This window comes from Pseudomonas citronellolis, assembly GCF_001586155.1.
GTDB lineage: Bacteria > Pseudomonadota > Gammaproteobacteria > Pseudomonadales > Pseudomonadaceae > Pseudomonas > Pseudomonas citronellolis.
In genome coordinates this window covers 1,416,892-1,438,692 of the sequence record NZ_CP014158.1, presented here as the reverse complement: position 1 = coordinate 1,438,692, position 21,801 = coordinate 1,416,892, and the positions used below count along the sequence as shown (strand labels likewise).

General features: G+C 66.3%; 19 protein-coding genes, 1 tRNA gene and 3 pseudogenes. 18 read left to right on the top strand and 5 right to left on the bottom strand.

What is annotated here, in order from left to right; all coding sequences use genetic code 11:
* Positions 1-21: 21 nt before the first annotated feature.
* Positions 22-1,266, bottom strand: a complete 1,245-nt coding sequence (locus PcP3B5_RS06550; RefSeq protein ID WP_061560833.1) for a type II toxin-antitoxin system HipA family toxin — start codon at positions 1,264-1,266, stop codon at positions 22-24.
* Positions 1,266-1,676 (bottom strand): helix-turn-helix domain-containing protein, encoded by a 411-nt coding sequence (locus PcP3B5_RS06545; RefSeq protein ID WP_009618242.1) that lies wholly within the window; start codon positions 1,674-1,676, stop codon positions 1,266-1,268. Before PcP3B5_RS06545 ends, PcP3B5_RS06550 begins: the two co-directional genes overlap by 1 nt.
* Positions 1,677-2,682: 1,006 nt before the next feature.
* On the opposite strand from PcP3B5_RS06545, the gene PcP3B5_RS06540 reads away from it, so the two are divergent.
* From PcP3B5_RS06540 to PcP3B5_RS31315, 10 genes and pseudogenes are all read left to right on the top strand, one after another.
* Positions 2,683-3,864 (top strand): STY4528 family pathogenicity island replication protein, encoded by a 1,182-nt coding sequence (locus tag PcP3B5_RS06540; protein ID WP_061563210.1) that lies wholly within the window; start codon positions 2,683-2,685, stop codon positions 3,862-3,864.
* 113 nt (positions 3,865-3,977) lie between these two features.
* Positions 3,978-4,268 carry a type II toxin-antitoxin system ParD family antitoxin gene (locus PcP3B5_RS06535; protein ID WP_009618238.1) on the top strand — a complete coding sequence of 97 codons (291 nt, stop codon included), beginning with the start codon at positions 3,978-3,980 and terminating at the stop codon, positions 4,266-4,268.
* Entirely contained in the window at positions 4,268-4,633 is a 366-nt protein-coding gene (locus tag PcP3B5_RS06530) for a type II toxin-antitoxin system RelE/ParE family toxin (protein WP_043315149.1), read from the top strand. Before PcP3B5_RS06535 ends, PcP3B5_RS06530 begins: the two co-directional genes overlap by 1 nt.
* Positions 4,634-4,792: 159 nt before the next feature.
* Positions 4,793-5,581: a PFL_4669 family integrating conjugative element protein gene (locus tag PcP3B5_RS06525; RefSeq protein ID WP_061560832.1), complete on the top strand. Its 789-nt coding sequence runs from the start codon at positions 4,793-4,795 to the stop codon at positions 5,579-5,581.
* A complete protein-coding gene (locus PcP3B5_RS06520; RefSeq protein ID WP_061560831.1) occupies positions 5,578-6,009 on the top strand; it encodes a DUF3158 family protein in 432 nt (143 codons plus the stop codon). The genes PcP3B5_RS06525 and PcP3B5_RS06520 overlap by 4 nt, the downstream gene beginning before the upstream one ends.
* Positions 6,006-6,389, top strand: a complete 384-nt coding sequence (locus PcP3B5_RS06515) for a single-stranded DNA-binding protein (RefSeq protein ID WP_061560830.1) — start codon at positions 6,006-6,008, stop codon at positions 6,387-6,389. The genes PcP3B5_RS06520 and PcP3B5_RS06515 overlap by 4 nt, the downstream gene beginning before the upstream one ends.
* A gap of 293 nt (positions 6,390-6,682) precedes the next feature.
* A pseudogene (locus PcP3B5_RS06510) lies at positions 6,683-7,227 on the top strand (toprim domain-containing protein); the annotation flags it as partial.
* A pseudogene (locus PcP3B5_RS06505) lies at positions 7,224-7,793 on the top strand (PFL_4703 family integrating conjugative element protein); the annotation flags it as partial. The pseudogenes PcP3B5_RS06510 and PcP3B5_RS06505, both read left to right, overlap by 4 nt.
* Positions 7,790-8,677 carry a TIGR03749 family integrating conjugative element protein gene (locus PcP3B5_RS06500; protein ID WP_043272435.1) on the top strand — a complete coding sequence of 296 codons (888 nt, stop codon included), beginning with the start codon at positions 7,790-7,792 and terminating at the stop codon, positions 8,675-8,677. The pseudogene PcP3B5_RS06505 and the gene PcP3B5_RS06500, both read left to right, overlap by 4 nt.
* Positions 8,678-8,715: 38 nt before the next feature.
* Positions 8,716-9,219: pseudogene (locus PcP3B5_RS31315) on the top strand (TIGR03752 family integrating conjugative element protein); the annotation flags it as partial.
* Positions 9,220-10,625: 1,406 nt separating this feature from the next.
* Here the strand turns inward: PcP3B5_RS31315 and PcP3B5_RS06485 are convergent.
* A tRNA-Gly gene (locus tag PcP3B5_RS06485) sits at positions 10,626-10,699 on the bottom strand.
* Between the two features lie 162 nt (positions 10,700-10,861).
* On the opposite strand from PcP3B5_RS06485, the gene PcP3B5_RS06480 reads away from it, so the two are divergent.
* The 4 genes from PcP3B5_RS06480 to PcP3B5_RS06465 all read left to right on the top strand — a co-directional run bounded on the left by PcP3B5_RS06480 (position 10,862) and on the right by PcP3B5_RS06465 (position 15,486).
* On the top strand, positions 10,862-11,425 hold the full coding sequence (locus PcP3B5_RS06480) for a COG3904 family protein (protein WP_061560828.1): 564 nt from the start codon (positions 10,862-10,864) through the stop codon (positions 11,423-11,425).
* A 215-nt stretch (positions 11,426-11,640) separates the two neighbouring features.
* Positions 11,641-12,741, top strand: a complete 1,101-nt coding sequence (locus tag PcP3B5_RS06475) for a polyamine ABC transporter substrate-binding protein (RefSeq protein WP_009618079.1) — start codon at positions 11,641-11,643, stop codon at positions 12,739-12,741.
* A gap of 314 nt (positions 12,742-13,055) precedes the next feature.
* The gene (locus PcP3B5_RS06470) at positions 13,056-14,273 is read left to right on the top strand and encodes a GGDEF domain-containing protein (RefSeq protein ID WP_009618077.1); all 1,218 of its coding nucleotides are present in this window, start codon (positions 13,056-13,058) and stop codon (positions 14,271-14,273) included.
* A 403-nt stretch (positions 14,274-14,676) separates the two neighbouring features.
* Positions 14,677-15,486, top strand: coding sequence for a gamma-glutamyl-gamma-aminobutyrate hydrolase family protein (locus PcP3B5_RS06465; protein ID WP_061560827.1), 810 nt, complete (start codon positions 14,677-14,679; stop codon positions 15,484-15,486).
* Between the two features lie 1,334 nt (positions 15,487-16,820).
* Here PcP3B5_RS06465 and PcP3B5_RS06460 read toward each other — a convergent pair.
* Positions 16,821-17,222 carry a hypothetical protein gene (locus PcP3B5_RS06460; protein ID WP_009618073.1) on the bottom strand — a complete coding sequence of 134 codons (402 nt, stop codon included), beginning with the start codon at positions 17,220-17,222 and terminating at the stop codon, positions 16,821-16,823.
* A 60-nt stretch (positions 17,223-17,282) separates the two neighbouring features.
* Positions 17,283-18,203 carry a DMT family transporter gene (locus PcP3B5_RS06455; RefSeq protein ID WP_061560826.1) on the bottom strand — a complete coding sequence of 307 codons (921 nt, stop codon included), beginning with the start codon at positions 18,201-18,203 and terminating at the stop codon, positions 17,283-17,285.
* Between the two features lie 134 nt (positions 18,204-18,337).
* On the opposite strand from PcP3B5_RS06455, the gene PcP3B5_RS06450 reads away from it, so the two are divergent.
* The 4 genes from PcP3B5_RS06450 to PcP3B5_RS06435 all read left to right on the top strand — a co-directional run bounded on the left by PcP3B5_RS06450 (position 18,338) and on the right by PcP3B5_RS06435 (position 21,434).
* On the top strand, positions 18,338-18,775 hold the full coding sequence (locus PcP3B5_RS06450) for an Lrp/AsnC family transcriptional regulator (RefSeq protein ID WP_043315156.1): 438 nt from the start codon (positions 18,338-18,340) through the stop codon (positions 18,773-18,775).
* 138 nt (positions 18,776-18,913) lie between these two features.
* The gene (locus tag PcP3B5_RS06445) at positions 18,914-19,954 is read left to right on the top strand and encodes an aldo/keto reductase (protein WP_061560825.1); all 1,041 of its coding nucleotides are present in this window, start codon (positions 18,914-18,916) and stop codon (positions 19,952-19,954) included.
* A 149-nt stretch (positions 19,955-20,103) separates the two neighbouring features.
* Positions 20,104-20,778, top strand: a complete 675-nt coding sequence (locus PcP3B5_RS06440; RefSeq protein WP_061560824.1) for a polysaccharide lyase family 7 protein — start codon at positions 20,104-20,106, stop codon at positions 20,776-20,778.
* 62 nt (positions 20,779-20,840) lie between these two features.
* Entirely contained in the window at positions 20,841-21,434 is a 594-nt protein-coding gene (locus tag PcP3B5_RS06435) for a GNAT family N-acetyltransferase (RefSeq protein ID WP_061560823.1), read from the top strand.
* The last annotated feature ends 367 nt before the right edge of the window (positions 21,435-21,801 follow it).

Genomic DNA, 21,801 nt, shown 5'->3' with positions numbered 1-21,801 from the left:
CGGCATTTCCTGCCGGCGTTGTCAGGGCGTGGTCGATTCGACGAACGCCGGCTCGAAGTCCAGCAGGTCGGTGCCGCGCATGCCCAAGCCCCGGGCCACCGCGCGCCAGCCCGCCACGGCCTGGGCCACCTCGTTCCAGATCGCTCCCGATTGCGCTGGATCCAGCCTGAAATACGGCGCCGCGGCCATCAGCATGTCCCGACTATCGATGACGCCCGCATCCTCGGTCAGCCAGGTCTTGCTCTCCCGACGGTCGCCCGGCATCGGGTTCAGGTCGAAGGCCGGCGACAGGCGCCAGCCGCGCTGGCGCGCGTCGTACAGGAAGCCGGTGTTGCGCAGGTGGTCGTCGGTGTTGCAGATCAGGAAATTGAAGACCAGCCGGCGCCACAGCTCATGGATGTCGGCAATCGGATCGGCGCCGGTCTGGAGCAGCACATCCACCAGTTCGGTGTAGGCATGCGTCGCGTCTCGGCCATCGGACTGGAGCATCGTCGCAGCCGACACGTAGGGGATGCGAGCGCCGTCGTCGGTGCGGTCGAAACGCCGGATGACGGCGACCGCCGTGCCGCCGATCACTTCCACGCGCGCCGGCGCCACGCGGATGCCGGCCTCGTCCGCCAGTTGCATGGCCAGCACTTCGCCCCGGATCACGTCGCGCCGATCCGCCTGGCTGGGAAATTTGCCGACCGCCAGGCATCCATCGGTATCGCGCACCGTGGACTTGGGCCTGGCACCACCCAGCGAGGTGCCTTGCCCCAGCAGGTAGCGCAGGTCCTGCACGCTTTCCGTTCCGTCTTCCAGGGCGCGGGCCGCGTGGAGCACCTTGTCCAGTTCCACCAGGGGCGGTACACGCCGATTCGCTCCTCCGGCGCGCAGGTAGGCGCCAGATTGCGGATCGAACAGGCGCAGCGCGCCGATGCGCGCCTCGTCATCCACCCACATCACGAAGTCCACCGGGTCCAGGGCGGGCGTGTCGCGGTCTTCCTGCCGCAGCTTCGCATGGGCGCGCCGGATCACGCGCTCGCCCCAGGCGTCGGGCGCGGTGTCCTCCAGCGCGAGGAAGAACACCTGCCGGGGGTGCTGCACGCCGGCCACCGGCTGGAGATCGGGCGACAGCGTGAAGAAACGGGCATCCCGCAGCCAGCCTTCGTCGTAGCTGAACGCGCTGCGCCGGCCGCTGCCCAGATGTAGGCGCCCCACGACCAGGCCGCTCGCCCCCAGGTGGACTTCGAGGTCCGGACGTCGTGTGGGCCGAGGCGCTGCCATCAGAATCCCTTCAGGTCATCGGCCGGCGCGGGCACATCGCCTTTGTCGACGACGGGGGCTGCCTGCCGCTTCCTGCCGGCAGAGGTGCGTACCCGCTGCGGCAGTTGCTCCCGCACCAGTTCCATGCCGAGCGCGTCGTTCTCCAGGGTCATCGCCTGGGTCAGTTCATCGAGCCGGCCCAGCACGTGCAGCGCGCGCAGGAAGGTGTGCAGCGCGGTGCCGGGATAGCCATCTTCCATGCGCCTGACGGTGCTCAGGGACGTGCCGATGCGTTGAGCAAGGTCTTCCTGGCTCAGGCGGCGCATGCGCCGCGCCGCCGAGATGTCCTGCCCTAGGCGGCGCAATGCGCGCGCGACAGGCTGCGGCATCGCCACCTGCGCGCCAGAACGCTTTTGCTCGGAAGAAGACATCTTTTACGGCCTCAAATATGAGCTTATTTACCAAATAATCGTTCATATTTGAACGCAAAAATGGAGGGCGGTCAATCCAGCCCATGCCTGCCCCTTGCAGTTCCGGTGACCGCGCTGTTCCATTGCGAGCGGTCCTGTTCGGGGGAGGTAACAACGGGCTGCCAGCACCATTTGAAATCCGACGGGTGATCTCGCCTCTTCACCGCTCGATTGCGTTGCAGGAGCCACCAAACGGCTCTTTCGCACGCGTGCGAGAAACGGGGGGCATGCTTTGTCGATCTGGAGGCAGACCGCTGGAGTCTTGCCCGAAACCTCGTCGCACCCCGTCTAAGCGGCATCACTACACCTGATTCCGCCCGAACCGCGTCTGCTGACAGACCGTCGCTGTCTTGCATGCCGGTGACGACCAGGCTCTAACGCGAGAAGACCGAATCCGTCTTTCGCCTTGATGGCGTCTGTAGCAAAACCTCGTTATCGAGCCATCCTGCCATGAGCAGTCAACCCCTTGAAGCATACCGCCACGCAGAGGCTCGGTGCTGGTGGACAAGTGCCATATCGACAGGCGGCTGCTCTGGTGAACATCCGTCATCCCGGCCTTTCCCACAAGCCAAGCCGCCACCGTCTCGCGCCGTGAAGGTGCGTGCCGGCAGCGATTCCAATCAACGAGGGAAACAGATGTCCTGAATCCGGTTACCAGGGAGCAGCCATGCGAAAGCCACCTTCATCCGGCCCCCAAGCCAAGGTCTTTTACCGTCCGATCGAGGCGGCCATCCAGTGGACGGGGCTGGTCGCCGACCATCTCGGCGACAAGCTGCCCGACTTCGAGACCGACGCGCTGCGCGCTGTCCCCGTGCAGGCAGGGGGTCTCTTTCCCATCTCGGATGTCTGGTACATCGAGCCGGGGCTGGACGCGCCGGATCGCCTGCGCGTGCACATCGCGCAGTTCGCGCGCGAGATCGGCGAGGAAGCGGCGGTCGCCGACCACATCGAGGCCAGTGTCGGCGGCATCGGATTCGTCTGCGCGACGCCAATTGTGGGCCAGGCGAAGGCGGTGTTCGACGAGGCGCTGCGGCACCTTGAGCCGAAGGAACCGGCGCAGGGCACGGCGCCAAGCCAGGACGGGTTTCTCTACAGCGGCAACCGCCATGAGAGCGTGCCGCGCCGACTGTTCCTCGACCGGCGCCTGACCCCGCTGGAGCGCAACGCCTGGCAGGTGTTCCGCCTGCAGCTCAACGACGACGGCGTGACCGCCTTTCCCACCTACGACCAATTGCGCCCCTACCTGGCCTCGATGCCCTGCGCGGCGCAGGCATCGCACGAGACCGTGGCGCGCGCCCTGACGCTGCTGCGGCTGACGCGCTGGCTGAGCCTGGTGCGACGACGGCGCGACCCGAAGACCGGCCGCATCCAAGGCAACCTCTATGTGCTGCACGACGAACCGCTGTCGCCCTTCGAGGCGATGCAGCTCGATGCCGACTACCTCGGCCTGGTCAGCCAGGCGCTGACCCACGCCGCCAAGGCGGTGCAGATCGTGGGCATGAACACGCTCAAGGAGATTGCCGAAGACCCGCTGCTCAGCGGCCGCACGCTGCCGACCCGCCTGCAGGTGCTGGCGCAGCGCATGGCGCTGCATGGCCGGACGACGCCAGGTTATCCACAGGAGGGTGCGGACCACGAATCCGAAGAAGGCCAGGAAGCCCATCTTCGGAATGCTGCGCGCCCGTCTTCGGAATCCGAAGCAGGGCCGAAACCCGCGCCGGACGGCTCTCTTCGGATTCCGAAGGAGGACCGTACAGTACGTAGTGATCGTATAAATGAAGTACGTACAGTACCGCGCGCAAGGGCCTTGCAGAACCTGCGGCTACCCGAGCGTTTCCTGCGCCTGAAGGACGAGCAGCAGGCCGGTGCGCTGGTGGCACTGCAGCAGGTGGACGAGGCCCAGCGGCAGGCCGTACTCGACGAGTGGGCGGCACGCTGCCGAAACGGCGCGGTGCGCAACCCGGCCGGCTATCTCTTCGGCATCATCCAGAAGGCGATCCGCGGGGAGTTCAAGGCGTGGGCGGGCGACGGTGCCACAGTAGCGCCAGCAGTTCGTCCACCGCCATCCGCACCGGCACCGGCACCGGCATCCCCCGAGGTGGTGCGTGCCCACCTGGCACGGCTGCGGGCGGCGCTGCGCGACCCCTGACCGAGCGGGCTATCCCCAGGGGATGGCTGGGACAGGGAGCCTTCCGGGAGGCTCATTGGCATAAAATGCCAACACTGCTATTCTGACGCTGTTTCATCGTGGAGGCCAAGACCATGCCCACCCGCAATGTGGTGCTCAGTGAGCATCAACACGCTTTTGTCGAGGCCCTGGTTCAGTCCGGGCGTTACCAGAACGCGAGCGAAGTGCTGCGCGAAGGCCTGCGCCTGATCGAGCGGCGCGAGCAACTCGAAGAAACCAAGCTCAAGGCGCTGCAGAAAGCCGCCAAGACGGGCTGGGCCGATGTGGCCGCCGGCCGCTATACGGATGTGGACGATGACAAGCTCGAAGACTTCATCGGGCAGTTGGGGCAACAAGCCGCCGGTCGGGTGCAGACAGCTCGCTGATGGCGCGATATCGACTATCCGCTGCGGCACAGACAGACCTCATCGACATCCTGGCCTGGACGCACGAACACTTCGGCGACGTAGCACGCAAGCGCTACGAGGCGTTGATCGTGGCCGCGTTGCGCGATGTTTCCGCCCAACCTGACCGGCCCGGTAGTATCGAACGACCGGAGCTTGGCGACGGCGTGCGCTCCTGGCATCTGCACTTGAGCCGGGAGCGTGGCCGCACCGATAGCGGCATCGTACGTCGGCCGCGGCATTTCCTGATCTACCGCACGGAGACCGACGTGACCGTCGTCGGTCGTGTGCTTCACGACGCGATGGAGCTGGCACGACACCTCGACCCCGAGGCGTCCTGGGAATAACCGGCACCTCCTGCGGCACACCTATCCCCAGGGGATAGCCGGCACACACAGCCTTCCATGCGGAACAAACCGGGCGCGCATGGGCTGCGGTTTGTTGACTGACGGCCTTCCTGCCGATGCCGATGCTGGCGACTCGCCCCTTCACCGCGAGTCGCTCCCATGGCCAACGAACGCACAGAACCCCTGCAACTGAATCTCGGATCGCTGCGCAGCGCGATGTCGCTGACGCTGCACACTCATCACGCTTCGCGCATCTGGCACGGCCGCGCACCGGCGGAGGGACGCGCCGGCATCATCGGCCTCAACGGCTTCATCAGCGCGATGAACAAGATGAAGCGCGGTTCCGAGCAGGATGATCCGTACTCCGATTTCTGGATGCTGCGTATCGAAGACAAGCTGGAGCAGACCAAGAGTACGCTGCAGGCGCTGCGCGAGCAGGTGGACCAGGCGCTGGCCGATGTACCCCCGGCGCTGTCGCTGGGCGAGAACATGAACGTGCAGCCAGTGAAGCTGCCGCTGTTCGTGAACGCCCAACTCGGCTTCATGGCGGTGTACCTGCTGGCCGACTACTACGACCTGGCACGCAAACTCATCCTGGCGCACCACACGGCGCTGATCGACCGCAGCACCTTGGAGCGCTGGCTCAATGATGGCGCGCACGCGTTGCGCAGCCTTTTCTCGCTGGCCCAGCAGTACCGCTACTCGGGCACGACGCGCGACGACTTCGCGGCGAAGAACGCCGCGGCGAGAGCGGCATTGGAGAAGTTCGGCGAACTGCCGCAGGACGTGCTGGAAGGCACGCGCCGCTCGCGCTTCGCGCCACCGATCGCGCGGCGGACAACCAAGCCCGGAATGCCGCCTGTTACGCCTGCCATCGAGCCCGATGCGCCGGTTCCCACGGACGGCGCAGCCGATGGTGCGGCGGGCGACAAGGGGGCTGGCGCATGACCGCATCGCCCCCCATCAGCCACTCCACGCGCTTCGTGGCGCTGGAACAGGCGGACTTCCAGCGGCTGGAACACGCAGGCTACCTAAAAGGCCTTCCCTTCAGCCTGCTCGACGTGCAACTGGCCCAGCAGGCCACTGGCGCAGGGACGACCTTCCTGCGCTGGCGCAATCTGGACCGTTCCTCCATGGGCGTGTCGTTGTGGGAGGCCCTGCTGGCCAACCCCGCGACGCCGGCGTCGCTGATCGACGAACTGTACGCGATGGAACTGCAGCGCATCGTGCTGAACATGCAGATCAGCCTGACCCACAGCATCGCTCGCCAAGCCCTGGAATGCGCCAGCAAGGCCGCCCAGGCGGAAGCGGCTTACCTGCGGCGTGTCCACGGGCATACCGCGGCCGTTCCACCCACCACCAAGGAGTCACCATGAGCACGCACTTCGTCGGCGAGGGCAACATCGGTTCTGCGCCGGACTATCGCGAATTTCCGAACGGCAACGACGAGCCGCGCCGGCTGCTTCGCCTGAACGTCTACTTCGACAACCCGATCCCGAAGAAGGACGGCGAGTACGAAGATCGCGGCGGCTACTGGGCACCGGTCGAGCTGTGGCATCGCGACGCCGAGCACTGGAAGACGCTGTACCAGAAAGGCATGCGGGTGCTGGTCGAGGGCCGCACCGTGCGCGACGAATGGGAGGACGCCGACGAGAACGAGCGCGTCACGTTCAAGGTCGAGGCGCGGCGCGTGGGCATCCTGCCGTACCGCATCGAGTCGGTGGCGCTCAGCGCCAGGCCCGCCGCCGGACAGTAATTCGCCCATAGCCGTTCCCCCGAGGGCGGCTGTAGCAACCGTCATGCGCCCGCGATGCACCAGCGAGCCATCCCCAGGGGGGCTCCAAGGTCGTCCACGGAGTTCCAGCCGCCCCTCCCGAAACGACGTCCTTGCTGCGCCAGATCCTGCGGTCTATGCGCACCGCTGCGGCAACGGACTGCCTGCCGATCACAAAGCGGCGCCTGCTTCAATCGGCTTCCTTGCTGCCGGCATCTCCTGGCCCTGCCAAGCTGACGCCCATCCGATGAACCGCATATTTCCGAGGAGGCTTCATGCGCGTATTCCTGTGCGAGAAGCCGTCCCAGGGCAAGGACATTGCCCGTGTGCTGGGCGCTGGCCAACGCGGCAACGGCTGCTACAGCGGTGCCGCGGTCGTCGTGACCTGGTGCATCGGTCATCTGGTCGAGGCGGTTCCGCCCGAAGGGTACGGCGAACAATACAAGCGCTGGGCCATCGAGCAACTGCCCATTCTTCCCGAGCGCTGGCGTGTCGAGCCCAAGGCGGCGACCGCGGCGCAATTCAAGGTCGTGCGGCAACTCGTCGCCAAGGCAAGCGAACTGGTGATCGCGACTGACGCCAACCGCGAGGGCGAGATGATCGTCCGCGAGATCATCGACCTGTGCGGCTACCACGGGCCGATTCAGCGCCTGTGGCTGTCGGCGCTCAACGATGTGTCGATCCGCAAGGCGCTGGGCGCGCTCAAACCGTCCGCCGAGACGCTGCCACTGTATTCTCCGCACTCGCCCGATCGCGCGCCGACTGGCTGATCGGCATGAACCTGAGCCGGCTGTTCACCCTGCTCGGGCGCCAGGGAGGCAACTGACGATCCATGTGCCCCCCGATCTGCGCTCGGGCAGCACCCGCGCCTGGTGGGATGTGCCGCCCGAGAGTGTCTATGCCTTCGCCTTCTACGTCTGGCAGCAGGTCCAGCGCTGGCCGACGGATGGCGAACAGGATTACCCGCGCAACCTCCACGCGCTGTCGGCCTATTTCACACCGGCCTGCCAGGCCTTCCTGCGCCAGGACTACGAGCACCGGCGCAGCAGCGGCGAACTGCGCCAGCGGGTGCGCGGCATCTACGAGATTCCGGGGCGCGGCTTCGGCGACAACCCCACGATGCGGGTAAAGACGGTTTCCAGTCGCGACTGGATCGTCACGCTCGATGTCAGCGCGGACGAGTACTACGGCGCCGAGCAGGTCAAGCGGGCCCTGGTGCGCTATCCACTGAAAGTAGTGCGGCTGGACGTCGATCCCCCGCGCAACCCCTTCGGCCTTGCGCTGGACTGCTATGACGGCGCGCCGCAGCGGATCGAGGCACCGTCGCAGGCAGTGCCTCCGTCCGGCACGCCCGGCGGCGGCCTTTCGCAGGGAGGCAACCCTTGAAACACCACGTCTTCACCATCGTGGCGAGCCTGGCCCTTGGCTTCGGCCTGGTACCGGACAGCCATGCCATCGAGATCCTGCGCTGGCAGCGGCTGCCGCTGGCCGTCCCGCTGGTCGTCGGCCAGGAGCGCGTGGTCTTCATCGACCGCAACGTGCGTGTCGGCCTGCCCCCGAGCCTGGGCGAGCGGCTGCGCGTGCAGAGCGCGGGTGGAGCCATCTACCTGCGCGCCAGCGAGACCATCGCGCCGACGCGGCTGCAACTGCAGGACGTGGAATCCGGTGCCATCGTGCTGGTCGACATCGCCGCCACGGACGCCCGGGAAGGCGAGCAGCCGCTGGAGCCTGTACGCATCGTCCTGCAGGACGCCGCCGCGGAGGCCAGCAAAGACACCGCCGCCGGTCCGAGCCAAGCAGCGCAACCCGCCAAGCGTCGGCAGACGCCGGTAGCCGTTGTCCTGACGCGCTACGCTGCGCAGAACCTTTACGCACCGCTGCGCACCGTCGAGCCCGTGGCCGGCATCGGGCGCGTGCCGCTGCGGCGCCCGCTCGCGCTGGACACACTGCTGCCAACGCTGCCGCTCAAGGCGCGGGCGCTGGCAGCCTGGCGACTCGAAGACCAGTGGGTCACCGCGGTGCGCCTGACCAACACCTCGCCTCACCGTATCGATCTCGATCCAAGGGCGCTGCAAGGCGACTTCGTGGCCGCGACCTTCCAGCATCCCGACCTGGGGCCAGCGGGCGCTTCGACCGACACCACGATGGTCTATCTGGTCACGCGCGGCCGCGGCCTGGCCGAGTCCCTGATGCCGGTGCTCAGCCCCATCGATGCCGGCACGAACTTGCCGCCGGCCGCCGCTGCGGGGAGGACGTCCGATGAGGAGTAATCCCCTGTTGAAGTGGCTGCTGAGACAGGACGGCGCAGGCCGTTGCCGACACCACCCGGGCGGTCTATACGGTGCCCGCCAATGCCACACTCATGGGCTCGGTCGCCATGACCGCGCTGATCGGGCGCATTCCCATCGACGGCACCGTCAACGACCCGTTTCCCTTCAAGGTGCTGATCGGGGCCGACAACCTGGCGGCCAACGGCATCGAGATTCCCGACGTGGCCGGTGCGGTGGTCAGCGGCACGGCCTCGGGCGACTGGACGCTCTCGTGCGTGCGTGGGCAGGTCCGCTCCATCACCTTCGTGTTCAGCGACGGCACCATCCGCACGGTGCCGGAGGAAGACGGCAAGCGCAGTCGAAGCCAGGACAGCACCAGTCTGCTGGACGGCCTGAGCTGGATCAGCGATCCCTACGGCATCCCGTGCGTCTCGGGCGAGCGCCGCAGCAACGCCCAGCAGTACCTGGGATCGCAGGCGTTGATCACCGCTGCCGGCGCGGGCGCCGCTTCGCTCATCAAGTCTGACAACGGCAGTCACGCCGGCTTCATCCTCTACATGACCGACGCCGCACAGGACCAGGCAGACATCGACAACCTGCGCACAGCACTGAAGAACGCAAAGGGCCCGGGCAACTTCCGCAACCTGTTCATCTACGCGCCCAACGGGAAGAAGGAGGGGATCCAACTGATCCCGGTCAGCGAGGTGGCGGCGAAGGACGACTTCGGGGCGATCAAGAACATCAGTCGCGACGACCAGCTCGCCGCGCTGCGCGTCTACCCGCAGCTGCTGGGTGTGGTGCCGCAGAATGCCGGCGGCTTCGGCTCGATCACGGCCGCGACGGCGGTGTGGGAGGCGAACGAACTGGCGCCGCTGCAGGCGCGGCTGCGCCAGGTGAATGACTGGGTGGGGGAAGAGGTGATGCGGTTCCGCGAGTCCGCCTTGCCAGCGTAGCGCCAGACTGAAACGACAAAGCCGCCCTCGAGGCGGCTTTTTTCTGTCCTGCAGGCGAGGATTTTCGCCGTTCAGCAATACGAAAAACCCCACTAAAACATACCACTTTCACCATTCCCAGGCCAGCAGAAACGGGCTGAAAGCCCCGTCTTTACTGGGCTGGCGACCAGTGGTGTGTGTCACACCAGGGGGATTGCGCATGCGCTCGCCGGCATCGTTGAGCAGCCGGTGCCAGCGGGCCAGGTCGGGGCAGGGTGGGGGCCATGAGGGGGCGGAAAAGCACTGTATGGACAGCCAGTATTTCCGGCCGGACAGGGCCTGGCAGCACCCGGCGCGCGCAGTCGTCCCCCCGCCACGCCTGCGGGCTAAAGGGGGCACTTTTTCTTCACCCCTGCGCAGCCCTCCAGGCGGCCCAGGCAGGGCGCTGGCTGCACGTTTCGGCGGTGGGGAATACCTGCGAATCCCTGCACCGGAGCCCCTTTTCCTGGGCGCGGCAGAGGGCTGTCCCAGGCCGTGTTTTCGGTTGAGGCCTCGGAAAAAGGTAATTTTGGTAATTCGGGGTTCGAACATCCCTGGAAGCCGCGTCGTTACTGGCTTTGGACGATTACCTTGAAAGGTAATTTGAGGTAATTGGAAAGGTAATTTTTCTGTAAGTGATTGATTTACAAGGGCTTGATAAAACCGAAAACTTACCTTGGGGAAAGGTAATTCGATTACCCTAAAATTACCCTATTATTACCTTTAAGAAATCGTTTCAACCCATTGAAAACAAATGGAAAAACGGCATTTCAAAAATGAAATTACCAAAATTACCCAATTTCGATGGGTCAACATAAAACGAAGGTCATGCCTTCGGCCGCTGGGTTGTAAGCCTGGTCCACTCTGCCGCGCTCACACACCGGCGCACGCTGGCACAGACTCACAGAAACGGCCCCCGAAACGGCCCCCAGCTGTTCGCGAAGGTCTCGCTGGGCCGCTGAGAAGCCCGTGGAATCTGGAGCGGGCGAAGGGAATCGAACCCTCGTCATGAGCTTGGGAAGCTCAGGTAATGCCATTATACGACGCCCGCTTGGGGGTGCCTTTTTACCAGAAGGCGCGGGCGGAGTGAAGCCTTGGTGCTGCACTTCGGGGCATTCGCCGATTCGGCTGTGCCGGGGGATGCCAAATGCCAGCATCGGCGGTATCTTCCGCTCCCATCGATTTCCCGCTGGGTTCAAGGCGAGGCAGGTTCATGGGCAATACCCTGGTGCGCGCGGCCGTGCTCGGTCTTTCGGTGCTGTGTTCGACGGCGGCTCTCGCGCGGGTCGAGGTTGCGCCGGTGCAGAACAAGTCGCTGGGGCTCACCCTGGCGGTGCGCGTCACCGAGGACATCGCGCCGGGGGACTACGAGCGCCTGCTGCAGGGGCTGAAGCGCAACCCCGGCAAGTTCGCCCGCAAGATCGCCCTGCTCGATTCCATCGGCGGCAGCCTGGGCGAGGCCATCAAGATGGGCCGGCTGCTGCGCGAGGCCGGGTTCGATACCTGGGTGCCGCGCAACAGCGTGTGCCAGGGCACCTGCGTCTACCTGCTGGCCGCCGGGCATGCGCGCCGGGTGCGCGGCTATGTCGGCCTGCACCGTCCCTACTTCCCCGGCGGCGATTCCTGGCTGGCCGACGGCGCCAGCCGCTACAGCCCGGCCGCCTACCTGCGCGAGATGGATGTGCCCGTCGCCCTGCTGGACGACATGGCGGCCATCGAGCCGGGGCGCATGCGCGTGCTTTCCGCGCAGGACCTCGCGCGTTACCGGCTCGATTGAGCCACCTGGCACGACGGTACGCCTTGTAACAGCCCGCGCCGGGATTCCGTCGCCGCGCCCGCCTGCCCTCCTCCCGCCCCTTGGCGCCAGGCTAGAGCCACCGGGGGCCGGCCGCCGGTAAATGGCCGGGGGCCATTATCGGGAATGGTTCTTGCTGTCGATCCGTGCGGAAGACCCAACTTACGCACGGATAGAAGAAAATCGGAGCAACCTGCATGTTCAAGACCTTCGGCAAGACCCTGCTCGCCGTGACTCTGGCGGGCGCTGTGGCTGGTATGGCGCAGGCGGACAACAAAGTGCTGCACGTTTACAACTGGTCCGACTACATCGCCCCTGACACGGTCGACAAGTTCACCAAGGCCACCGGCATCAAGGTCGTCTACGACGTCTACGACAGCAACGAAGTGCTGGAAGCCAAGCTGCTGGCCGGCAAGTCCGGCTACGACGTGGTGGTGCCGTCGAACAACTTCCTCGCCAAGCAGATCAAGGCCGGCGTCTACATGCCGCTGGACAGGTCCAAGCTGCCGAACTGGAAGAACCTCAACCCGGACCTGATGAAGACCCTCGAGATCAGCGACCCGGGCAACAAGTTCGCCATCCCCTACATGTGGGGCACCATCGGCCTGGGCTACAACCCGGACAAGGTCAAGGCCGTGCTCGGCGACAACGCCCCGGTGGATTCCTGGGACCTGGTGTTCAAGCCCGAGAACATCCAGAAGCTCAAGCAGTGCGGCGTGAGCTTCCTCGACTCGCCCACCGAGATGCTGCCGGCGGCCCTGCACTACCTGGGCTACAAGCCCGACAGCAATGATCCGAAGGAGATCAAGGCGGCCACCGCGCTGTACCAGAAGATCCGCCCGTACATCACCTACTTCCATTCCTCCAAGTACATCTCGGACCTGGCCAACGGCAACATCTGCGTCGCCGTCGGCTACTCGGGCGACGTCTACCAGGCCAAGGCCCGCGCCGCGGAAGCGAAGAACAACGTCCACGTGCTCTACAACATTCCGAAGGAAGGCGCCGGCGCCTTCTTCGACACCGTGGCCATTCCGAAGGACGCCGAGAACCCCGAAGGCGCGCTGCAGTGGGTCAACTTCCTGCTCGAGCCGCAGGTGATCGCCGAGATCAGCAACGTCACCTCCTTCCCCAACGGCAACGCTGCCGCCACCGCGCTGGTGAACGAGGAAATCCGCAACGACCCGGGCATCTATCCGAAGGAAGAGGTGATGAAGAAGCTGTACGCCTTCCCGGACCTGCCGGCCAACACCCAGCGCCTGATGACCCGCAGCTGGACCACCATCAAGACCGGCAAGTAAGCCGCACCCGGGAGATAACGCACCAGGATGGTGCAATGGCAAGAAAAACGCCCCCTTTTCGCCCAGCGAGAGGGGGCGTCTCGCTTTCCGCTTCCCGCCCGGCGGCGCTGCCTTCCGTCGTCCGCGGGCTCGAATTCCCATCGTACTCCAGGCATGATGGCGTCGAGACATCACTGCATTTTCCCGCGCAACGGAAGCCATCGGTCGGGCCGGGCAAGCGCACCGCCATGGACCGAGGCGCCAGCGCGCCGGGCCGGCGCGTGCCTGCGCCCGCCCCCGCCGCACCGTCCCGGGGCGCACCCAGGAGCCCAGGCATGACCGCCTACCCCGACACCAACCCGCCACCGCTGCCCGAGCGCCCCGCCGAGGACTACCTGGCCGAGCGCGTCGCCACGCTGTTCTCCACCAGCCCGTCCACCGCGGTGGGCAACGTGTTCTCCGGCACCATGGTGTTCGGCGTCTACCATGCCAGCGCGCCCCTGCTCGGGCGCTGCCTGTGGCTCGCCGTGCTGGTGCTGCTGATGAGCGTGCGCCTGGGCCTGGTGTACGCCTGGCGGCGCAACCCGCAGCGCCTGGCGCCGCAGACCTGGGCGCGCCTGACCATGCTGCAGTGCGGCGCCGTGGGGCTGGCCTGGGGCATCGGCGCCATCTGGCTGATGAGCTACGGCACGCCCTACGAGGACGTGATCTACGGCTGCATCGCCCTGGCCTCGGTGATGGTGGCCATGAGCAACGTGTCCTACTGGCCGGCGCACCTGGCCTTCCACGTGCCCATGTTCTTCTTCCTGGGCATCGCCTATTTCCGCGACCCCGAACCCCAGGCGACCTTCCTGGCGGTCTCCGCCTGGGTGGTCTGCCCGTTCATCGCGGAAATGGGCCGGCGCCTGCAGATCCGCTTCAACGAGGCGCTCAAGCTGGCCTGGGAACACCAGGTGCTGGCGCACAAGTACGCGCTGGCCAACCAGGAGCTGGCGGTGCTCAGCCGCACCGACGACCTCACCCGCATCGCCAACAAGCGCCACCTGGACGAGACGCTCAAGCGCGAATGGCACCGCTGCGCGCGGCACGCCGAGCCGCTGAGCGTGCTGATGCTGGATATCGACCACTTCAAGCTCTACAACGACGGCTACGGCCACCTCGCCGGCGACGTCGGCATCCGCCGCGTGGCCGAGGCCATCCGCGACAACGTGCGCGAGCACTGCGACTTCGTCGCGCGTTTCGGCGGCGAGGAGTTCACCGTGGTCATGCCCGGCGCCGACCTGGCCAGCGCCTGCGCCATCGGCGAGCGCATCCGCGCCGCCGTCGAGGCCCTGCAACTGCCCCACGCCTGGGCCGCCCGCGGCCACCTGACGGTGAGCATCGGCGTGGCCTCCACCGCCCAGGGCCCGGTGGCCAGCCAGGAAGCCCTGGTGGGCAACGCCGACGTGGCCCTGTACGCCGCCAAGCACGGCGGGCGCAACCGGGTGGAAGCCTTCAGCGGCGACCCGGCCAAGGCGCCGCTGCCGCCCGGCAAGGTCGAACTGCCCGGCTGACGGGCCGGGCGCCAGCGCCCCCCGCAGGAAAGCTTCAGACGCGGCACCCGCTCAAGGGCACGGCCGGCGCGTGCCCGGCGATCTTCCGTGAAAATGTTCAGTATAATTTTCACGAAAAGGCCTGGTCCGTAAAAAATAATGGACCGATATTTATCGAATTAAAGAGAAAATCCTTTAAATACAGTGAGTTGAAAATGAAATCGCCATGAATTTCGGCCATTATTTTTAACGATCGAAAGCGAAATTGTTTGACATATTTTACGGCTCTGGCAGGCTGGTGGGCAGGCTTCGACCGTTTGCGGGCGCTTCCAGCCCCGCTACGGCAGTGCTCGGAGCCCCAGGTAGCGCCCTCCCGGCCGCGCCTGCACATAAACGACAGGCCGAGCCTGTCCCAAGGTGACATATGTCCAACAGCAACATTGGCAATAACAATCAGAAACTCCGCAAGCCCGTCGTCCTGATGTCCATGGGCGCCCAGGAACGCAAGGGCCACGACTATCAGGTGATGACCCACAAGTACATCACCCCGATCACCGACATCGCCGGTTGCGTGCCGGTCCTGGTGCCGACCTGCTGCGGTACCGACGATCTCGAGCAGTACCTCGACATGGCCGACGGCGTCTACCTCACCGGCGCCGGCAGCAACATCGACCCGGCCCTCTACGGCCAGGAAAACGAAACCCCCGGCAAGGCCCAGGACAAGCAGCGCGACCTCTTCGACCTGCCCCTGATCAAGGCCGCCATCGCCCGTGGCCTGCCGATCTTCGGCATCTGCCGCGGCATGCAGGAAATCAACGTGGCGCTGGGCGGCGACATTTACCAGAAGGTCTACGCCGAGCCCGGATTCAATGACCACCGGGAAAACCCCGAAGACCCGGTCGAGGTGCAGTACGCCCCGGCGCACAGCGTGCGCGTGGCGCAGAACACCTGGCTGCACAAGCTGCTGCAGACCGACTCGATCCAGGTCAACTCGCTGCATGGCCAGGGCCTGAAGACCCTCGGCAAGGGCCTGGAGCCCATCGCCCACGCCGAAGACGGCCTGGTCGAGGCGGTCCACGCGCCGAGCCTGTCGCCCTTCCTCTTCGCGGTGCAGTGGCACCCGGAATGGCAGGCGCTGAAGAACCCCGATTCGGTGAAGATCTTCCAGGCCTTCGGCGACGCGTGCCGCCAGCAGGTCAAGAAGAAACAGGCCCGCTACGGCAACGCTGCCTGAGCGGGCGCCGAAAGGCGCTGATGAAAAAGCCGCTCCTCCTCATGGGGGAGCGGCTTTTTCGTTTGTGCGGCGTTCGGGCCACTGCAGAGGCTGGCAGTTGCCTGCGCGTCCGCGATAGCCGGTGATATCGGCGTGATTCGCGGATAAGCGAGCATGGCTTTTCGTAGGATGGTGTTGAGCGAAGCGATACCCATCACCACCACCGCATGGGTTTCGCCAAGGCTCAACCCATCCGTTGAGGCGCGCTTCGGCGCAGCCGCCAAGACAGTTGCGCCTACGTTGCAGGCGAGCGCGGCTTTTCGTAGGAGCAAGGGGGACGCCTGGTCCTTGCTCGCGAATGGAAGCTGCCGGTGGCGCAGGTGCCAGGCTCAAGAGCACCCTCTCCCCAACCCTCTCCCGCAAGCAGGAGAGGGGGCTGTCCTGAGCGGCCTGGAGGTCAGGCACCATCCTTCCCCTTCGCCACTCTCGCGAACGCAGGGACAGACAGGCGTTTCAGGCTGACTCTGGATTCACCACTCACGCCAAACGGCCCCCTCTCCCTCCGGGAGAGGGCTGGGGTGAGGGAACGGAGTCAACCGAATACACCGCAACCGCCAGGAGGTTCGCGAGCAAGCTCGCTCCTACCTTCACCATTCCCGCGAACGCAGGGACAGACAGGCATTTCAGGCTGACTCTGGATTCACCACTCACGCCGAACGGCCCCCTCTCCCTCCGGGAGAGGGCTGGGGTGAGGGAACGGAGTCAACCGAATACACCGCAGTCGCAAGGAAGCACCCTTCGCGAGCAAGCTCGCTCCTACCTTCACCATTCCCGCGAACGCAGGGACAGACAGGCATTTCAGGCTGACTCTGGATTCACCACTCACGCCAAACGGCCCCCTCTCCCTCCGGGAGAGGGCTGGGGTGAGGGAACGGAGTCAACCGAATACACCGCAGTCGCAAGGAAGCACCCTTCGCGAGCAAGCTCGCTCCTACCTTCACCATTCCCGCGAACGCAGGGACAGACAGGCATTTCAGGCTGACTCTGGATTCACCACTCACGCCAAACGGCCCCCTCTCCCTCCGGGAGAGGGCTGGGGTGAGGGAACGGAGTCAACCGAATACACCGCAGTCGCAAGGAAGCACCCTTCGCGAGCAAGCTCGCTCCTACCTTCACCATTCCCGCGAACGCAGGGACAGACAGGCATTTCAGGCTGACTCTGGATTCACCACTCACGCCAAACGGCCCCCTCTCCCTCCGGGAGAGGGCTGGGGTGAGGGAACGGAGTCAACCGAATACACCGCAGTCGCAAGGAAGCACCCTTCGCGAGCAAGCTCGCTCCTACACTCCCATCATCACTGCGACGTCCCCGCCGCCGGGAACACCCGCTGAATCCGATCGGCCAGCGCCAACGCCCGCTCGCTCTTGGTGAACAGCAACAGGTAATCATGATCGGACTTCGCCGCCGGGGCGATGCGGTACTCCAGCGGCCCCTGCACCACCTGCTGGCCCACCGGCACGCGGAAGGTGGCCACGCATTCGAGCACGCCGCTGTCCGGGTCCTTCTCGAGGATGGCCGCGTCGCGTAGCTCCACGTCCTTGAGCAGGTCGCCGCGGCCGGACAGCGGGCCGTCGGTGAACACCTTCACCAACTGGTCGCGCATGTCCTTGCTGGCGCACACTTCCGCTTCCTTGCCGCCGCAGGCGCCGAGCAGCACCGCGACACCGATCATTGGCAACAGCTTGTAGTTCATCATTCACCCATGGCGTGACTTGGTGGGAGTTTGAGTCAGCGCTAAGGGAAAAATTCCCATACCTCAGCGCTTTCCGTAATCCGTCCCACGCAGCGCGAAGCGCGCAGCCAGCCGCCGCGGCAGCCCCCAGTCGCGCTGCATGCCCGCCGCGGCCAGGAGGATGGCCGCCACGCCCAGCCACTGCGCCAGGCCCAGGCGGTGGCCGAACACCACCCAGTCCACCAGGATCGCCGCCACCGGGTAGATGAACGACAGCGCGCCGGTCAGCGCCGTCGGCAGTTTCTGAATGGCGCCGTAGAGCAGCACGTACATCAGCCCGGTGTGGACGATGCCGAGGGTGGCCAGGCAGGCCCAGGCCGACGGCTGCTGCGGCAGCGCCGAGAGGTTGGCCAGGGGCGCCAGCAGCAACACGCCGCTGCATACCTGCACCAGCGCGATCAGGTGCGGCGGCACCGCCTGCAGGCGTTTGACGATCAGCGCGGCGAAGGCATACAGCAGCGCCGCGCCCAGGGCCAGGGCGATGCCGCCCAGGTAGTCGCTGCCCGGCCCGCCGCTGCCGTGGGCGCTGACGATGGCCAGCATGCCGGCGAAGGACAGCGCCAGCCAGCCGAGCTTGCGCGCGCTGAGCTTCTCGCCGAGGAACACCGCGGCCAGCAGCACCAGCATGAAGGGCTGGGTGTTGTACACCGCGGTGCCAATGGCGATGGACGCCCGCGAATAGGAGGCGAACAGCAGCACCCAGTTGCCGACGATGGCCACCCCGCTGAGCAGCGCCAGGCCGAAGGCGGCAAGGCTCAGCACGCCCGGGCGCAGCAGGCCGAGCAGGGCGCAGGCCAGCAGCAAGGTGGCGGCGCCGAACACGCAGCGCCAGAACACCACGTCCAGCACCGGCTGGCCGGACACCAGCACCAGCCAACCGATGGTGCCGCAGATCAGCATGGCCGCGGTCATCTCCAGGGTGCCGCGTTGAAGGGACTTGTCCATGGGGCTTCCTCCTGCAAGGAGTGCCTACAGCATGGCAAGGCGTCACCCCGTCCTTCCATCGCAAACGGAAGGCATCCGCCAAATATCGCCTTTACTATCAAGGCATCCACCCGCAATCGCCTAACGGGCCAAAAATGACCGACGAAATCGACCAGTTGCTGATCGCCGCCCTGATGGAAGACTCGCGCCTGTCGCTCAAGGCCCTGGCCCAGGTCAGCGGCCTCTCCGCGCCCAGCGTCGGCGAACGCCTGCGCAAGCTGGAGGAACGCGGGGTGATCCGCGGCTACACCCTGGAGGTGGACCCGAAGGCCTTCGGCTACCTGCTGCAGGCCATCGTCCGCGTGCGCCCGCTGCCCGGCCGGCTGCACGAGGTGGAACGGCAGATCCAGGCCATCCCCGAGTTCACCGAGTGCGACAAGATCACCGGCGACGACTGCTTCGTCGCCCGCCTGTGCGTGCGCGACATGGAGCAGCTGGACACCCTGCTCGACCGCCTCAACGCCTACGCCGAGACCAGCACCGCCATCGTCAAGAAGACCCCGGTCAAGCGCCGCCTGCCGCCCATGGCCTGAGGCGGGCGCCGGCAGCAATAGGCAAGAATGCGGCAGCATCGAGCGCCGTCCTTCCAGGGCGCGGCGCCCATACTGGTGGCGTCCGCCGCTGCGCGAGGCAGCGGCGCCTTCCCTGCCCCTTCCCGAGGATTGCTCGCCATGCGCTACAGAAAGTTCGGCAACACCGGTCTGTTCGTCTCGGAACTCTGCCTGGGCACCATGACCTTCGGCGGCGAAGGCCAGCTGTGGAGCCAGATCGGCAAGCTGCAGCAGGCCGAGGCCGAGCAGTTGGTCGGTGCGGCCCTGGCGGCCGGCATCAACTTCATCGACACCGCCGACGTGTATTCCGAGGGCCGCTCCGAGGTCATCACCGGCCTGGCCCTGAAGAACCTCGGCGTGCCCCGCGAGGACGTGGTGATCGCCACCAAGGTGTTCGGCGAGACCGGCACCCGCGGCGCCAACTCCCGCGGCCTGTCGCGCTACCACATCGCCGGCGGCGTGCAGGCCAGCCTGGAGCGCCTGCAGCTGGAGCACATCGACCTCTACCAGGTGCACGGCTTCGACCCGGCCACGCCAATCGAGGAAACCCTGCGCGCCCTCGACGACCTGGTGCGCCAGGGCCTGGTGCGCTACGTCGGCGTCTCCAACTGGGCGGCCTGGCAGATCATGAAGGCCCTGGGCACCGCCGAGCGCCTCGGCCTGGCCCGCTTCGAGTCGCTGCAGGCGTACTACAGCATCGCCGGCCGCGACCTGGAGCGCGAACTGGTGCCGCTGCTGCGCAGCGAGAAAGTCGGCCTGATGGTCTGGAGCCCCCTGGCCGGTGGCCTGCTCAGCGGCAAGTACGGCCGTGACCAGCAGGCCGAGGCCGGCAGCCGGCGCACCCAGTTCGACTTCCCGCCGGTGAACCGCGAACGCGCCTACGACTGCATCGACGCCATGCGCGGCATCGCCGAGGCCAAGGGCGTGTCGGTGGCGCAGGTGGCCCTGGCCTGGCTGCTGCATCAGGAAGCGGTGACCAGCGTGATCATCGGCGCCAAGCGCCTGGAGCAGCTCGAGGACAACATCGCCGCCACCCAGGTCGAGCTGAACGCCGAAGAACTGGCCACCCTCGCCCAGGTCAGCGCGCTGCCGGCCGAGTACCCCGGCTGGATGCTCGAGCGCCAGGGCGAATACCGCCGCGGCCAGCTGGGCGGGCGCTGAGCCGCCACACGGGCAGGGCGACGCCCTGCCCCGGGCTACCGCTCATGCGGAAATCCTGAGCATTCGCCGCCGTCGTCAGTCGCATCCATCAGGCAGGCCCCGCGCCTGCCTTTTCGCTTGCGCCCTTCCCACAGCAGAGGACTGACGACATGAGCGTGAACATCGACAACCTGACCATCGGCCTGCCCGTCCCCCGCTCGGCCACCAACCCGGTGGCCCTGGAGATCCCCGGCAGCCAGGCGCTGCAGCAGTACCCAGAGCTGGTCACGCGCCAGCCCGACGGCAGCGTGCAGTTCACCGCGCCGACCCTCGGCGCATCCAGCAAGGGCACCCAGCGCACCCGCTGCGAATGGAAGGAGGCGAAGTACTGGCTGCTGGAAAGCGCGCGCGAGCACAGCAACCGCCAGGAGATGACGCTGACGCGGGTGAACTCGGCGCAGAAGGTGGTGATCTCGCAGATGCACGTGCTCAACGACGACAGCCCAGTGGTCAAGGTGTTCTGGAACAAGGGCAAGATCACCCTGGGCTTTCGCCAGCACTTCGACCAGCCCGACCCGGTGAACAGCACGGTGCTGGACAAGGTGCCGCTGGGCGCGCGCTTCAGCATCCTCATCCACGCCACCGCCTCGGCCGTGATCACGGTGCAGGCCAGCTGCAACGGGCGCACCTCCAACCTCGCGCCCATGACCCTCGACCCGGACTGGGCCGGCCACGCCTTCGACTTCCACGGTGGGGTGTACAACCAGGTCGACTACACCAGCGCCACCCTGGCCACGGACGGTTCGGTGTGCATCATCCATGACCTGCAGCTGAGCCACGTCTAGCGTGCGGCTTTGCTTCCGCGCCCGAACGCGGCAAGCTCGGGGGCCCAGCCAAGGAAACCGCCATGACCGCCCCCGAGCCCCAGCCACGCCTCACCGGCGAGCACGCCGAACTCCTGCCCCTGGCCCGCGACCAGGCCGGCGAACTCCTCGCCGCGGCGGCCGACGGCGAGCTGTGGAGCCTCAAGGTCACGGTGGTGCCGGGGCCGGACAGCATCGACGCCTACCTGGACAAGGCCCTGGCCGGGCGCGACGCCGGCACGGTGCTGCCCTTCGCCATCCGCGACCGGCGCAGCGGGCGCATCGTCGGCAGCACGCGTTTCTGGAAGATCGACCGCGCCAACCGCAAGCTGGAGATCGGCCACACCTGGCTGGCCGCCTCGGCGCAGCGCACGGCGATCAACACCGAGGCCAAGTTCCTGCTGCTGGAATACGCCTTCGAAGTCATGCACTGCGTGCGCGTGCAGTTCACCACCGACGTGCTCAACGAGAAGTCCCGCGCCGCCCTCCTGCGCCTGGGCGCGGTGCAGGAAGGCATCGTCCGCCACGAACGGATCATGCCCGACGGGCGCAAGCGCGACTCGGTGCGCTTCAGCATCATCGACGACGAATGGCCGGCGGTGAAGGCCGCGTTACTGACGCGCCTGGGCCGCGGCTAGGCGCACCCGCTCGATGTAGCGCGCCACTGCCGGCGCCTTCTCGAAGCGCCGGTAGTTCTCCCGTGGCTGGCTGATGCGCCGCAGCACCGACTCTGGCCATCGGCATGCTCGCCGCGCACAGCGCCCGGTTGCTGCGCAAGGCCGTCGCCGGCGTGGCCGCGTTGGCGTTCGCCGTACTGGTCGGGGCTGCTGGGCAAACCGCTGCCGGAGCTGGAAATCGCCCGGCCGGACGGCATTGCCTGAGCACTGTGATCGAATCTGCAAGCAACCGGAAAAGCCTCTCACCCAGCCAAGAAACCACCGACAGCCAAACCCTCGACAAAGGCATTTCCTGCCAGCCGGACTCATCCGAATGCTTGCAGGAGTT